General features: G+C 68.2%; 14 protein-coding genes. 5 read left to right on the forward strand and 9 right to left on the reverse strand.

Annotated features, from left to right (window positions below; all coding sequences use genetic code 11):
- Positions 1-133 precede the first annotated feature (133 nt).
- A complete protein-coding gene (locus A3ES_RS0142690) occupies positions 134-601 on the reverse strand; it encodes a lamin tail domain-containing protein (RefSeq protein ID WP_020392980.1) in 468 nt (155 codons plus the stop codon).
- Between the two features lie 77 nt (positions 602-678).
- Here A3ES_RS0142690 and A3ES_RS50395 point away from each other — a divergent pair, with 77 nt between their 5' ends.
- Together A3ES_RS50395 and A3ES_RS0142700 are read left to right on the forward strand one after the other, a co-directional pair.
- A complete protein-coding gene (locus tag A3ES_RS50395) occupies positions 679-1,461 on the forward strand; it encodes a GlxA family transcriptional regulator (protein WP_272944667.1) in 783 nt (260 codons plus the stop codon).
- Between the two features lie 76 nt (positions 1,462-1,537).
- Complete coding sequence (locus A3ES_RS0142700; RefSeq protein WP_020392982.1) at positions 1,538-2,755, forward strand: NADP-dependent isocitrate dehydrogenase; 1,218 nt, start codon at positions 1,538-1,540, stop codon at positions 2,753-2,755.
- 4 nt (positions 2,756-2,759) lie between these two features.
- Here A3ES_RS0142700 and A3ES_RS0142705 read toward each other — a convergent pair whose 3' ends face one another.
- The 4 genes from A3ES_RS0142705 to A3ES_RS0142720 form a co-directional block, all read right to left on the reverse strand.
- Positions 2,760-3,020, reverse strand: a complete 261-nt coding sequence (locus A3ES_RS0142705; RefSeq protein WP_020392983.1) for a hypothetical protein — start codon at positions 3,018-3,020, stop codon at positions 2,760-2,762.
- Positions 3,021-3,160: 140 nt separating this feature from the next.
- Positions 3,161-4,027, reverse strand: coding sequence for a CAP domain-containing protein (locus A3ES_RS0142710; RefSeq protein ID WP_040456997.1), 867 nt, complete (start codon positions 4,025-4,027; stop codon positions 3,161-3,163).
- 204 nt (positions 4,028-4,231) lie between these two features.
- On the reverse strand, positions 4,232-5,209 hold the full coding sequence (locus A3ES_RS0142715) for a CAP domain-containing protein (protein WP_020392985.1): 978 nt from the start codon (positions 5,207-5,209) through the stop codon (positions 4,232-4,234).
- Positions 5,210-5,407: 198 nt separating this feature from the next.
- Complete coding sequence (locus A3ES_RS0142720; RefSeq protein ID WP_020392986.1) at positions 5,408-6,313, reverse strand: CAP domain-containing protein; 906 nt, start codon at positions 6,311-6,313, stop codon at positions 5,408-5,410.
- A 191-nt stretch (positions 6,314-6,504) separates the two neighbouring features.
- Between A3ES_RS0142720 and A3ES_RS0142725 the strand changes: the two genes are divergently transcribed.
- Positions 6,505-7,398 carry an NAD-dependent epimerase/dehydratase family protein gene (locus A3ES_RS0142725; protein ID WP_020392987.1) on the forward strand — a complete coding sequence of 298 codons (894 nt, stop codon included), beginning with the start codon at positions 6,505-6,507 and terminating at the stop codon, positions 7,396-7,398.
- Positions 7,399-7,573: 175 nt separating this feature from the next.
- Here the strand turns inward: A3ES_RS0142725 and A3ES_RS0142730 are convergent, their stop codons facing one another.
- Positions 7,574-8,233 carry a GNAT family N-acetyltransferase gene (locus A3ES_RS0142730; protein ID WP_020392988.1) on the reverse strand — a complete coding sequence of 220 codons (660 nt, stop codon included), beginning with the start codon at positions 8,231-8,233 and terminating at the stop codon, positions 7,574-7,576.
- 114 nt (positions 8,234-8,347) lie between these two features.
- Positions 8,348-9,475 carry a GNAT family N-acetyltransferase gene (locus tag A3ES_RS0142735; protein WP_020392989.1) on the reverse strand — a complete coding sequence of 376 codons (1,128 nt, stop codon included), beginning with the start codon at positions 9,473-9,475 and terminating at the stop codon, positions 8,348-8,350.
- Between the two features lie 121 nt (positions 9,476-9,596).
- On the opposite strand from A3ES_RS0142735, the gene A3ES_RS0142740 reads away from it, so the two are divergent.
- Together A3ES_RS0142740 and A3ES_RS0142745 are read left to right on the forward strand one after the other, a co-directional pair.
- Entirely contained in the window at positions 9,597-10,412 is an 816-nt protein-coding gene (locus tag A3ES_RS0142740) for a DeoR/GlpR family DNA-binding transcription regulator (RefSeq protein ID WP_020392990.1), read from the forward strand.
- Complete coding sequence (locus A3ES_RS0142745; protein ID WP_020392991.1) at positions 10,409-11,632, forward strand: MFS transporter; 1,224 nt, start codon at positions 10,409-10,411, stop codon at positions 11,630-11,632. The genes A3ES_RS0142740 and A3ES_RS0142745 overlap by 4 nt, the downstream gene beginning before the upstream one ends.
- Positions 11,633-11,733: 101 nt before the next feature.
- Here the strand turns inward: A3ES_RS0142745 and galK are convergent, their stop codons facing one another.
- The gene (galK, locus tag A3ES_RS0142750; protein ID WP_020392992.1) at positions 11,734-12,864 is read right to left on the reverse strand and encodes a galactokinase; all 1,131 of its coding nucleotides are present in this window, start codon (positions 12,862-12,864) and stop codon (positions 11,734-11,736) included.
- Positions 12,861-13,910, reverse strand: coding sequence for a galactose-1-phosphate uridylyltransferase (gene galT / locus A3ES_RS0142755; protein WP_020392993.1), 1,050 nt, complete (start codon positions 13,908-13,910; stop codon positions 12,861-12,863). The genes galK and galT overlap by 4 nt, the downstream gene beginning before the upstream one ends.
- Positions 13,911-13,965 lie beyond the last annotated feature (55 nt).

A 13,965-nucleotide genomic window follows, 5' to 3' on the forward strand; every position in this document is an offset into this window, starting at 1 on the left:
ACACAATCGGCCGCTGCCGAGCCAATTCGCAACAGGCTCTGTATGGCGCCAGTGGTCGGATAAGGCGCTATCGGGCAGATCGTGAGCGCGTGGGTCCGGGCGGCGCTGGGTTCTGGTTGCGGTCGCCGGCAAGTTAGCAGGCGACGCGGGTGCGGCCTGCCATGGCCGTGTGCGTGCAGGTGTCGAAGGTTTTGCCGGCCGGGGTCTGGAAGCGGGCGGTGTCGCCGGTGTTGTTCCAGATGTAGTTGCCCTGGTTCCAGTACAGGGTGACGGCCGTGTTCCGGTTGCGGCCGGTGCGGATGATCGCCGTGGTCCGGCCCTGCAGCACGTAGCCGCGCGGGAAGACGAAGGTGTGGTTGGCGACGTCCTTGACCATGAAGCCGGACAGGTTGATCGGCCGCGTGCTGAGGTTGCGGATGGTGAAGAACTCCTGGTTCAGATGCGCGTTGGTCCGGGTGTCCGTCCCGGCCGGGTCGTACTGGATCCCCGACAGTACGACCGTGCTCGCCGCCATCGCGGGCAGCGGAACAGCAAGTGCTGCGACCGCGGTGAGCGTGCTGGCGAGCGCGGCGATGGGCAGGCTGAAGCGACGTACAACCATGGATTTCCCTCCGGCTGTGGGCCGATTCCCCCCGGCCCGAGCGTCCTGGCCGGCTGGGCACCAACGCGGGCTTCGACCTGTACGTCGAGCGCGGGCTGGACGTGATGGAGCACGCCGACCTGGTGATCCTGCCGAGCTGGGATCCCAAGCTGGAGCCGTCCGGCCTGCTCGTCGAGGCGATCCGGGCCGCGCATGCGAGTGGCGCCACCGTGGCCGGCCTCTGCATCGGCGCCTTCCTGGTTGCCGCCAGTGGCATTGCCGACGGCCGGGAGGTGGTCACCCACTGGCGATGGGCCGAGCGCCTCGCGGCGCAGTACCCGAAGGTCGACGTCCGGGCGGACGTGCTCTGGTCGGACCTCGGCGACCTGGTCACCTCAGCCGGTACTGCGGCCTCGATGGACTGCTGCTTGCATCTCGTTCGCAAGCATCACGGGGTGGAACTGGCCGAGCAGTTGGCCCGGATGATCGTGGTGGCGCCGCATCGCAGCGGATCGCAGGCGCAGTACATCCCGGTGCCGGTGCCGCCGGACCAGGCGGATGACGTGGTCGAGCGGGCGATGGTCTGGGCGCGCGCGAGGCTGGATCAGCCGGTGTCGCTGGACGAGTGGGCGGCGGCGGTCGCACTGTCCCGGCGTACGTTCACCAGGCAGTTCCGGGCGCGCACCGGAACCACTGGGCAGGCGTGGTTGCTGCGGCAGCGCCTGGATCGCGCCAGGTTGCTGCTGGAGACCACGGATCAGCCGGTCGAGCGGGTCGCGACGGAGAGCGGATTCGGCAGCAGCGCGGCGCTCCGGCATCACTTCCATCTGGTCCTCGGGACGACGCCGCAGCGGCACCGGCAGGAGTTCGGTCGCGGGTGATTGTCTTGACGTCAAGATAATGTTCGATCTATCTTGACGTCAAGATAAATCGGATGAGGGGAACGAGCCAGCGACCATGGCCAAGATCAAGGTGACCAACCCCGTCGTCGAACTCGACGGTGACGAGATGACCCGGATCATCTGGCAGTTCATCAAGGACCGCCTGATCCACCCGTACCTCGACGTGGACCTGAAGTACTACGACCTCGGCATCGAGCACCGCGACGCGACCGACGACCAGGTCACCATCGACGCCGCCTGGGCGATCCAGCGGTACGGCGCCGGCGTCAAGTGCGCGACGATCACGCCGGACGAGGCGCGGGTCGAGGAGTCCGGCCTGAAGAAGATGTGGACCTCCCCGAACGGCACCATCCGCAACCTGCTCGGCGGCGTGCTGTTCCGCGAGCCGATCGTCATCTCGAACATCCCGCGGCTGGTCCCGGGCTGGACCAAACCGATCATCATCGGCCGGCACGCCCACGGCGACCAGTACAACGCGGCCAACTTCAAGGTTCCCGGCGCCGGCGAGCTGACCATCACCTTCACCCCGGCCGACGGCTCCGAGCCGATCCAGCACGTGGTCGCGAACTACGGTGCCGACGGCGGCGTGGCGCTGGGGATGTACAACTTCACCAAGGCGATCGAGGACTTCGCGCGGGCCTCGTTCTCGTACGGGCTGCAGCGCAACTACCCGGTCTACCTGTCCACCAAGAACACGATCCTGAAGGCCTACGACGGCGCTTTCAAGGACATCTTCCAGACGATCTTCGAGGAAGAGTTCAAGGAGGAATTCGTGAAGTTCGGGCTGACCTACGAGCATCGGCTGATCGACGACATGGTCGCCTCGGCGCTGAAGTGGGAGGGCGGCTACGTCTGGGCCTGCAAGAACTACGACGGCGACGTGCAGTCCGACACCGTCGCGCAGGGCTTCGGCTCGCTCGGCCTGATGACGTCGGTGCTGATGACCCCGGACGGCAAGACCATCGAGGCGGAGGCGGCGCACGGCACGGTCACTCGGCACTACCGGCTGCACCAGCAGGGCAAGCCGACGTCGACCAACCCGATCGCGTCGATCTTCGCCTGGACGGGCGGCCTCAAGCACCGCGGCAAGCTGGACAACACGCCTGAGGTGACCGGCTTCGCCACCAGGCTCGAGCAGGTCTGCGTCGAGACGGTCGAGGAAGGCAAGATGACCAAGGACCTCGCGCGGCTGGTCGGCCAGGACCAGGAGTGGCTGACCACCGAGGCCTTCCTGGCCGCGCTGGACGAGAACCTGCAGAAGAAGGCCGGCTAGAGCATCACAGCAGCAGGAGCAGGGTGTAGAGGGCCGGTGCCCCGAAGGTGACGATCAGGATCCAGGCCATCATCTTGTGCCCGGGCTTGGCGCGGTCGAGGTTGGACACGAAGTGCACGACCGCGCCTTCCTCGGTATGCCGGCTCAGCCCGACCTGCTTGGCGTCCTCCGGCCGGCGGTCCGGGCGCTCATCCGCGATCGCGTCCGGCGGGATGCCGTACAACGCAGGCCGAGCCGGATCCAGATCGTCGCGCTCGCCGTACATCCGGCCTCCCGCAGGATGAGTGGAGGCTCAAGCTAACCCCGCGCAGGAGGCCGACTCAAGCACCTTGCACCATCGTCCCACCTCAGATACCAGAACGGCGGCCCGCACTCCGCGAGCCGCCGTCCTGGGTGAGCTAACGACTACTTGAAGTCAACGACCCAGCTGTGGCGCGTCGAGGTGCCGAGGCAGATGCCGAGCAGCTTCGAGCTGCAGTACTTCGCATCCCCATGGCCAACGCCCAGCTCATCGAGCCCGCAGTTGAACAGCGTGCCCGAGCTCTGGCTCTTCAGCTTGTCGAAGGCCCCCTTCGCCGTCACGCCGTCGCCGCCCGCTGCCGCCATGGAGGAACTGGTGTCGGACACGTCGCCGCTTTCGGCACGGGTCTCCGCATCCTGACGGGCGCCACCGGTCAGGCCGGAGTCGCGCTGCAGCGGCGCGCAGCCGCGGTCGACCCGCGCGTTGTCCACCAGCGAGAACAGCTCCAGCTCGGAGCCCGACATGCTGCCGTTGTCCGTGGGCGGCGGCGGAGTGGTCGTCGTCGGCGGCGTCGTGGTCGGCGGGTTGCTCGGGGTGTCCGACGGCTTCGGGGGGTTGCTGACCGGGCCCCGGGTCGGCGTCTTGCTGGTGGTCGGGTCGTCGGTCGGACCGTCCGTCGGCCCCTCGGTCGGCGCCGTCGTCGGCTCGTCCGTGGGAGTCGTCGACGGGGTCTCGCCCGGGACGCTCGGGGTCTTGGTCGGCTTCGGCGTACCGGGAGTCGAGACCGGGGTCGGCGTACCGGTCGGCTTCGGTGCCGACGGGGTCGCGACGGCCGGCTTGGCCGACGTCTTGATGTACGTGTCGTCGTCCCGGGTGACATAGGGGACCGACGCTTCCGCCTGGTCGGCCTGCGGCTCGTGGAGCAGGATCCAGGAGATCGGCGTGATCACCAGGATGACCGTGCCGATCGACAGCATGACCCGTTTTGCCCGGCCCTCCGGGCGGGCGGCTGCTCTCCTACTGCGTGACATTAGTGCGTGTTCCCTTCACGGTCGCCCCAAGACGTGCCTCATTCGTCTCACCGTGGCGCCGTGAGGTGCGCCCGATGGCATTGCAAGGACGGATCTACCCGCTGTGTTCAGCTGCCAACCGGACCGTTGTTGTGGTCTGGCCACAGTGCCTGTGGCCAACCCGGTGCCCGGCGGACAATGCTGATCGCAGTACAGGTCATTCAGTCAGTCGCGACCGAAGTCCTGCACCCAGCTGCCCGGTCCCCATTCCGACTTGACCTGCCCCGGGTCGAACCCGATGCCGATCTTGGTGAATCTGCAGTTCAGGATGTTCGCCCGATGGCCATCGCTTTTCATCCAGGCGTTGAAGACGCGTTGCGCGCTGTCGTAGCCGGCGGCGATGTTCTCGCCCCAGCCGTTGCCACGCCAGCCCGCCTTGGCCATCCGGTCGCCCGGGTCCTGGCCGTCGGGGTTGGTGTGGTCCATGTAGTGCCGGCGAACCATGTCCGAGGCGTGCGAACCGGCTGCCTCGACCAGGCTGTCGTCCAGCTGCAGCGGCCGGCAGCCCTGGTTGCGGCGCGCCTGGTTGGTCAGGTTGAGCACCTCGCGCTCCTGCGCGTTGGTGCCCCCACCGCCCGGCGGCGGTGGCGGGTCGCTCGGCGTCGGCTCACTGGTGACCGTCTTGGTCGGCGTCTTCGTCGGCCCGGTCGGCTTGCTCGGTCGCGGTGCCGACGGCTTCGGGGTCGGCTTACCGTGGCCCTTGGTCGTCTTCGGCGCCTTCGGGGTGACGGTGACCGTCTCGACCTCGCCGGGCTGAGGTGTTGTGACCCCGGGCGTCGGTACGCCGGACGAGGCCGGCGTACTCGTGCTGAGGGTCGACTGGGCGGACCCCAGTGCCGGCGTACCGGTCGGGGTGATCGTGGTGGTCTGGCCGTTCGGCAGCGTGGCCGTGACGGTGACCCTGGTCTTGCCAGGGCCGGAGTTAGCGCGGTCGGCGGCCGGGCCGGAGTTGTCCTCGGCGACGTTCAGAACCTTGGTGGCGTCGGAGTCGGCGACGGCGGAGTTTTCGCGGTCTGCCATCACCCAGACCACGGGTCCGATGGCGAGTAGCACGGACAGCGCACTGACGATCGGGCCGATCAGGCCACGGCGTCGGGGTGCCTTTCTGCTGCGGTGCCGCCCAGGGGTAGGCGAGTCCGTCATGGGTGGGCGAGTCCTCTTCAGTTCGTCGTACTACGGAAGTCCGTCGTTCCCCGTGCGTCGTTCCCCCACACATTCGTCCACCACGGTCGTACCAGACCCCCCTGGTGACCGAACAGTGACCTTAACCGACACGCAAGGTCACTGTTACGGGTCCGCGACGCGTCTTAACGAAGCCCTTAGATTCGGGGTTTTCGCCGGTCAGCCGCCGAAGTTCTGGACCCAGCTGCCGTTGCCCCAGTCGGGCTTCACCTGGCCGCCGTCATAGCCGATGCCGATCATCGTGTAGTCGCAGTTCAGGATGTTCCGGCGGTGGCCTTCGCTCTTCATCCAGCCGTCCACCACGGCGGCCGCGCTCTTGTAGCCGACGGCAATGTTCTCGGCCATCGCGCCACCCTTGAAGCCGGCGGCCTTCATCCGGTCGAACGGCGACCGGCCGTCCAGGCTGGTGTGGTCGAAGTAGTGGCGCGCGACCATGTCCGTCGCGTGCAGATCGGCGGCCCGGGTCAGGGCGCTGTTGGTGCGCAGCGGACCACAGCCGGACTTGGCGCGCTCGTTGTTCGTCAACTGCAGGACCTGTGCCTCCGCGCCACCACTCGGCGCCGGCGGCTTGGTCGTCTTCGTCGGCGTCGGGGTCGCGGTATGGCTCGGCCGCGGCGTCGGTTTCGTCGACGGCTTGGGGGAGCGAGTGCCCTCCCGGCTCGGCGCGCTGGTCGACCGCGTCGGCGTCGGCGTCTTCGACGGCCTCTTGGAGGGAGTCTTGGAAGGCGTTGCCGAAGGAGTCTTGCTGGGCGTCTTGGTCGGCGTGACTATGGGGCTGCTGGCGTCGTCGGAAGGCGTGACGATACCGGCGGTCTCCGTCGTCAGCGGCTTGTCCTGGCTGGTCGTCTTCGTGTCGTCGCGCGTTACGTACCAGCCGGCGCCGGCCACCAATGCGAGCACCGACAGCGCGCCGAGGATCGGGCCGGCCACTCCACGCTGCTTCCGCCGGCCGTGCGACCGGGGCGGCTCGGGCCGCTGCGGGTGGTGTGGGTTCTGCGGATTCTGCTGGCGGTGCGGATTCCGCTGGTTCTGCGGGTAGAAGGGATCGTTTGGTGCGTCGTTCATGGAGCCAGCGAGCCTCTCGTCGTCGTACGTCGATCCCCGTGCACCCCAGGTCGTTCCGGCACGGACGCTAGCGGATCTCGCTGCCCGCTACGACCCCTTGCGGCCAACCTCACCCCGCATTGACGAACCTTTAACGACGGCCCGTAGTGTCCTAGACCTCTCGAGAAGGCAGGGAAAACGTGCGAGTTGTCGTGGGTTCTGGTCCAGTCGGTACTGCGGTCGCGCGGCTGCTCGTGGAGCGTGGCGAGCAGGTGCGCCTCGTCACCCGGAGTGGCAACGGCCCGGATGGTGTGGAGAAGGTCAAGGCCGATGCCACCGATGCCGCAGTACTGAGCAAGCTCGCCGATGGTGCCGAGACGGTGTTCAGTTGCGGCGGACCGGCGTACGACCGATGGGCCACCGATTGGCCACCGCTGGGTGCCTCGCTGATCAAGACCGCCGAGGCGACCGGTGCCGTGTTGCTCACCACCGGAAACCTTTATGGCTATGGGCAACCGGCCGGTCCGATGAAGGAAGGCGACCCGGATCGCCCGAACTCGGTGAAGGGCCAGGTCCGGGCGAAGCTGTGGGCCGACGCCCTGGCCGCGCATCGGGCCGGCCGGATCCGTACTGCCGAAGTACGGGGCTCGGACTATCTGGGGGCGGGAGCCGCGTCGTTCTTCACGATCGGTGTGCTGCCGGGCGTACTGGCCGGCCAGAAGACCGCGGTACCGGCTGATCTGGATGCGCCGCACAGCTGGACCGCTGTGGATGATGTCGCCCGTACGCTCGTCGCGATCGCCTCCGCCGGGGACAGCGCGCTAGGCCGGATCTGGCACGTGCCGACTCCGCCGCCGGTCTCGATCCGCGAGCTGGCGACGCAGGCGGCGATCGTTGCCGGAGTACAGGCTCCGCAGTTGTCGGCAATGCCGCCGGCCGTGCTCTGGCTGGGTGGATTGTTCAACAAGCAGGCGCGGGGGATCCGGGAGTTGCAGTACCAGTTCCGCGCGCCGTTCATCCTCGACTCCACCGACGCCCAGACGACATTCGCCATCACCCCCACCCCCACCAAAACAGCCCTCACCACCACCCTCCCCACCCCCTGACCCGCCCTCACCTGACGTGGCAAGCCCACCACTGGTGGGCTTGAACCCCCAGCGGTGACCTTGAACAGCAAACGGCGGCCGTGAACAGGGTGGACCCTGTCCGAGGTCGCCGTTAGGTATGCGAGCCCACCACTTGTGGGCTCGCACACCTAACGGCGAGCCCGCCAGCGGTGGGTTAGGAGCGGGCGATGACGATGTCGGCGACGACCTTCCAGCCGAGGCTGCGGTAGAGGCGGAGGCCGTCGATCGAGGCGATCAGGATGCCGCGTTTGGCGCCCTGGGCCGCGGCGGTCTCCACCAGTGACGCCATCACGGCACTGCCCAGACCGCGGCGCCGGTGCGCCGGGTCGGTCTCGATCCGGTCGGCGACGGCGTCCTCGCCGACCACCGCCATCCGGCCGCTGGAGACCACGCCGCCGTGCAGTGTCGCCCGGGTGATGATCAGGTCGGACTCGAGCTCGGAGTGCAGCGCGTAGCGCTCGTTCAGCTTGAGCGCGGGCTGCTCGGACAGCTGGATCGTCATTAGCCAGTCCTGATCGCGCTGTACCTCCAGCCCGAGATCCTCGAGCTGCTCGATCCGGGCCTCGCGGTCGTCGGTGGCCAGCGTGACCCAGCCGCCACCCCGGTCGCTTCCCGCTGATTTGGCCAGCTCGGCGGCGCGCTCCACCCGCTCGGGTTTGTCGTCGGCGTCGAGCACGACGTACTCCATCGCGCGGTTCGCCTCGCCCGCCCGGACGGTCAGGATCCCATCATTGTCATCCTCGACTGTGGTCCAGCCCCGCGATACAGACCACCCGGCCTGCCAGCGGCGGACGAGTTCCTCACGATCTCTCACCCGTCGATTCAATCAGTCAGAACGTTCCACGGCGAGGGGAAGAAGTGTCGGCTGTCACGATCTCGTCGCCGGAGGGCGGATTCGTTACCTTGGCGAACCACTCCGGGGCACCCTTTAGGGCACTCCGGCATCGGTCCTCAGCAGGTCGAATCCATGGAGGTTGCGGAAGCCGCCATCGCGAGCCGGACTGGCGGCGCGGGCGACCCCGGTGCCCGTGAATCCGTTGACCTCGGCAACGCGCTGGGAGGCGGTGTTGCCCTCGGCAGCGAACAGCACCAGCCGTCGCCGGCCGAGCCCGCCGTCCTCGACCGGGGTGAAGGAGTGGCCGATCACACACCGGACGGCCGTCGACATCACACCGCGGCCACGAGCCTCCGGGTGCGCCCAATAGCCGACTTCGCCCATCGTCTTGTCGATCCGGTTCGTCAGGTCGAAGACGCTCACGCAGCCGAGCAGGTCATCGGTGTCCGGGTCGGCGATCGCCCAGGTGACTCCCTCGCCGCTCGCGAGGTTCTCCAGCCGGCTCTCGATGAAGCCCTCGGCATCCTCCAGCTGGTAAGGCTTGGGCAGGCCGGCCAACCACTCCAGCGTCCGCTCGTCGTTGCAGGCCTCGGTGAGTCGCTTGGCGTCGGTACTGCGAAGGGCCCGCAACCGCACGCCGTCCGTCTCGATCAGCGGCACCTTCCACCAGTGCCCCTGCGGCTGCGGGTCGTCATCTCGGGCGATCGAGGCGACCCACTCGTCCTTGCGGACGCCACGCGCGACGCCGCCGGCGGGGATCATCACCAGATTCCGGAAGCCGCACTTCCAGGCGACCCGGCGGGATCCCCAGTTGCCGACGTACGCGCGCCAGATGACCCGGTCCCAGCCCTGCTCGAACGCGTGGCCTACGGTCAGCTGCAACGCCCGGGTCATCACCCCGTTGCCCCGGGCCCACGGCGCCACCGCGAACCCGACCTCGCCGACGTTGCCGTCCTGCGGGCGCAGGTCGATGGTGCCCGCGTAGCGCCCGTCGTACTCGATCGCCCAGGCCCAGGAACTGCCCTCCCGCCAGCCCGCCGGGATGAACTCGGTCAGGTACTGCTCGGCGTGCTGCCGCTCGTACGGCACCGGGATCGTCGTCCAGCGCTGCATCTCGGGGTCCTGGCAGACGTCGTACGCCGGCCGGATGTCCGCCACCGTGTGCGCACGCAGCGTGACCACGTCGTCGGTCAGAGTGGGGACGTCCTCGGGGAATCGCATGCCTCAGCCTGACAAGTCGTGACTCCACCGGCAACGTCATTTCAGCTGCGGGGCCAGTTGCGGCACATAAACCAACACATTCCGACTGCGATCGGGCAGTCCAGACCTTAGGCTGTCAGATGTGAACGCAGCCGGACCCACCGAACCGTCCCGTGGCCGGGGCGGTCAGCTCGCCGCCCAGCGCCAGGCCACGATCGTTGCCGAGGTCAACAGCCGGGGTGCGATCACGGTCGCCGAGCTGGTCGAGCGCTTCGGCGTGTCCGACATGACGATCCGGCGCGACCTGGACGCCCTCGACTCCAGCGGCCTGCTGCACAAGGTGCACGGCGGCGCGACGTCGGTCGGGCTGCGCAGCGCGCACGAACCGGGTTTCGACGCCAAGCTCACCCAGGAGTCCGCCGCCAAGCAGGCGATCGCCATCGAGGCCGCCCGCCGGGTGCAGCCGGACAGCGCGATCGGCATCGGCGCCGGTACGACGACGTACGCGCTGGCGCGGCAACTGCTCCGGGTGGAGAACCTCACCGTCGTCACCAACTCGGCCCGGATCGCGGACGTGTTCCACGGCAACGGCCGGTCCGACCGCACCGTCGTCCTGATCGGTGGTATCCGGACCCCGTCCGACGCGCTGGTCGGCCCGATCGCGACGGCCGCCCTGCAGTCGCTGCACCTCGACATGCTCTTCCTGGGTGCCCATGGCGTTGACGCCGAACACGGCCTCAGTACTCCGAACCTGATGGAAGCGGAAACCAACCGCTCCTTCATCGCCGCCAGCCGCGAGGTCGTCCTGGTTGCCGACCACACCAAGTGGGGCACGGTCGGCCTGAGCACCTTCGCCACCTGGTCCGATCTGGACCTGGTGATCACCGACTCGGACCTCCCGCAAGCAGCCCGAAAATCCATGCGCGAAACAGGCACCGAGCTAATCATCACTTCGTGACCCACCCCCGTACTGCGCCCCTGGGGCGGCCGTTCTGGGTGGTTTGGTGTGCGGGGGCGGTCTCGTTCGTCGGGGACGGCATCACCTTCGGTGCGTTGCCGCTGCTGGCCGCGTCCTTCACCCGCGACCCGCGGATCGTCTCGCTCAGTGAAGCCGTAGCGGGAGCCGGCTGGCTGCTGCTCGGCCTCGTCTCCGGCGTGATGGTCGACCGCTGGCGCAGAACCTCGACCATGTGGATCGTCGACGCTGTCCGCGCGATCGTGGCCGGCGTGTTCGCGGTACTGATCATCCTGGACCTGGCGAACATCCCGATCCTGCTGATGGCCGGCTTCGCCCTAGGCCTCCTGGCCCCGTTCTTCGACAACGCCTCATCGGTGATCATCCCCGACCTCGTCGCCGGCGAAGCCCTCGAACGCGCCAACAGCTACCAGCAGATCTCTCTGCTCCTGCTGGCCAACCTGATCGGCCCACCTCTGGGCGCCGCCCTCTTCGTCCTCGACCACGGCCTGCCGATCCTGATCGACGCCGTCTCCTTCGCCGTGGCCGCAATCCTGATCTGGTCGATCAGGCACGCGTCCCCACCTCGCGAACGCGCCTCCAACCGTCACCTGGGCCGTGAACTCAAAGAGGGCTTGACCTACCTCTGGCAGCACAAGCTGTTGCGCTCCCTCTGCCTACTGCTCCTCGTGGTCAATGCAGTAGGCGCAGGCATCGTCGCGATCCTCGTCCTCTACGTCCTCGAGGTACTACGCCTCCCGGAAGCGGGCTTCGGCTGGCTGGTCGCGATCTACGCCGTCGGCGGCGTACTAGGTGCCCTGCTGGCTCCTCGCCTCTCCCGGCGCATCCCGGTCTTCGCCAGCCTCCTGGCCTCGATGCTCGTCTCCAGCCTGGCCATCATCGCCTTCGGAATCGTCAGCACCTTCACCCTGGTTGCCATCGCCGCAACCATCCTCGGCCTGGCCGGCACCTGGTGGAACGTCGTGACCATCACCCTCCGCCAACGCCTCGTCCCACCCGCCCTGCTCGGCCGAGTCACCTCCGTCTACCGCATGGTCGCCTTCTGCGCCGCCCCGCTAGGAGCCGTAGCCGCCGGTCTCCTCGCCCACCGCACCGACCTGAAGACGCCATACCTGGCGATGGGCATCCTCCAACTCGTAGCAACCCTCGCCTTCGCCCCCGCCATCCACCGCGAACTAACCGCAAACCGCTCTTCGCATTGACCCTGGGGAAATCTGTGGACGAACGCCGTTTGTGGGGCCGCTGGCGCGCTACTGCGCGCCAGCGACCCCACAAGGCGCCAGTGGCCAGTCGGGCGGATGATTCAGGAGAGACGGGACGCGCCGGTGGAGGGAGTGGCGTCCAGCGACGCCGGGGTGGTGAAGGAGTTTGCGGCGAAGGCCTTCTCTATTGCGTTGAGGACCGTGGTGGCGGTTGAGGAATCGACCAGCGCGATGATGCAGCCGCCGAAGCCGCCGCCCGTCATGCGGGCGCCCAGGGCGCCGGCCGCGAGGGCGGTGTCGACGGCTACGTCGAGTTCGGGGACGGTGATCTCGAAGTCGTCGCGCAGTGAGACGTGCGAGGCCGTGAAGAGCGGGCCCACGTCGCGGAGTTGGCCGGCGCGCATGAGCGCTACTGCTTCCTCGACTCTGCGGATCTCGGTCACCACGTGGCGGACGCGGCGGCGTACGACGTCGTCCGACAGGCGAGTCAGTGCTTCGTCCAGGTCTTCGACGGCGATCGACCGCAGAGCCGGTACGCCGAGTTCGGCGGCGGCCTGTTCGCAGGACTGGCGGCGGGCGGCGTACTCGCCGTCGACGTGCCGGTGCGGTGCCTTCACATCGACCACCAGCAAGGCCAAACCGTCGGCCGCCGGGTCGAAGGGGATCTGGTCCGTCGTCATCGCGCGGATGTCGAAGTACAGGGCGTGTCCGGCTGAGCAGCACATCGACGCCATCTGGTCCATCAACCCGACCGGCGCACCGACGTACTGGTTCTCGGCGCGCTGAGCCAGCCGTGCCACCTCGGCCGGATCGACCTCGAGGTCGCGCAATCCCAGCAGGGCAACGGCTGAGGCGCAGAGCAGGGCGGCCGACGAGGACAGGCCAGCGCCCGACGGCAGGTCCGATTCAACCAGCAGATTCGCACCGCCGATCCCGTACTGCGCCTCGCGGAGCACCCACGCGGCGCCCGCCGGGTAAGCGGCCCAGTCCTTGACCGAGCCGGGCGCCAGCGAGTCCAGCTCGAACGTGATCACGTCGTTCTGCCCGGACGAGGCCACCGCGATCACGCCGTCGGTCCGGGCGGACGCGCTGATCGTGATCTGGTTCGGCAGTGCGATCGGCAGGACGATGCCGTCGTTGTAGTCGGTGTGCTCGCCGATCAGGTTGACCCGGCCCGGTGCGCGCCAGACCCCGTCGGGTTCGACGCCGAAAACCTCTGCGAACTTGCTCACGAGCCAACCTTCCTCAGGGTTTCGGCGACGTCTTCGGGCAGCGTGTCGGAGATGAAGGCACCCATCCCGGACTCCGATCCCGCGAGGTACTTGATCTTGTCCTGGGCCCGCCGGATCGACAGCAACTCCAGGTGCAGGTAGCCGAGCTCGCGATCCACCCGGACCGGCGCCGGGTGCCAGGCCGCGATGTAGGGCAGGTCGTCGTCGTACTGTCCGTCGAAGCGGCCCAGTACGTCGAGGTACAGCTGGGTGAAGTCGTCTCGCTCCTCGCCGGTCAGCTCGGCGATGTCGGCGACCTGGCGATGCGGGTAGAGGTGGACCTCGACCGGCCAGCGCGCGGCCTGTGGCACGAACGCGGTCCAGTTCGCGTTGTCGGCCACCACCCGGCGGCCGTCCTTGCGCTCGGCGGCCAGGATGTCGGCGAAGAGGTTGCTGCCGGCAACTTCCTGGTGCTCCCGCGCGCGCGCCAGCAGGGTCTTGATCCTGGGCGGCAGGAACGGGTAGGCGTAGATCTGGCCGTGCGGGTGGCTCAGCGTCACGCCGATCTCGCGGCCGCGGTTCTCGAACGGGAAGACGTACTCGACGTCGGGCCGGGCGCTGAGTTCCGCCGTACGATCGGCCCAGGCCTCGACCACCAGCCGGGCCTGGCCCTGGGACAGTTCGGTGAACGACTGGTTGTGGTCGCTGGTGAAGCAGACCACCTCGCACCGGCCGGGTCCGGAGAAGGACGGGAACCGGTTCTCGAAGACGGCGACGTTGTAGTCGTGGTCAGGGATCTCGGTCGGGTTTCCCGGCTTGCTGGCGTCCAGCGGGCACTGGTCGGCCGGCGGCAGGTAGGTGCGGGTGTTGCGGTGGGTGGCGAAGGTGATCGTGTCACCGGTCAGCGGGTCGGTCCGGAACTCGGCCAGCGGCTTCGGCGCGGGCAGGCCGCGGCTGTCCTCGAGCGGCACCCGGACGGGCGCGTCGGCCGGGTCGTAGTAGATCAGTTGCCGGCCGTCGGACAGGGTGGTGTCCGTCCGGCGGGCACCTCGCGGGGTGGTGTTCATCGTCCGACCTTCCGGGTAGAGCCGAGAATGGACACTCCTGTGACCAGTACGGCCA

The sequence above is a fragment of the Kribbella catacumbae DSM 19601 genome, assembly GCF_000372465.1.
Classification (GTDB): Bacteria; Actinomycetota; Actinomycetes; order Propionibacteriales; family Kribbellaceae; genus Kribbella; species Kribbella catacumbae.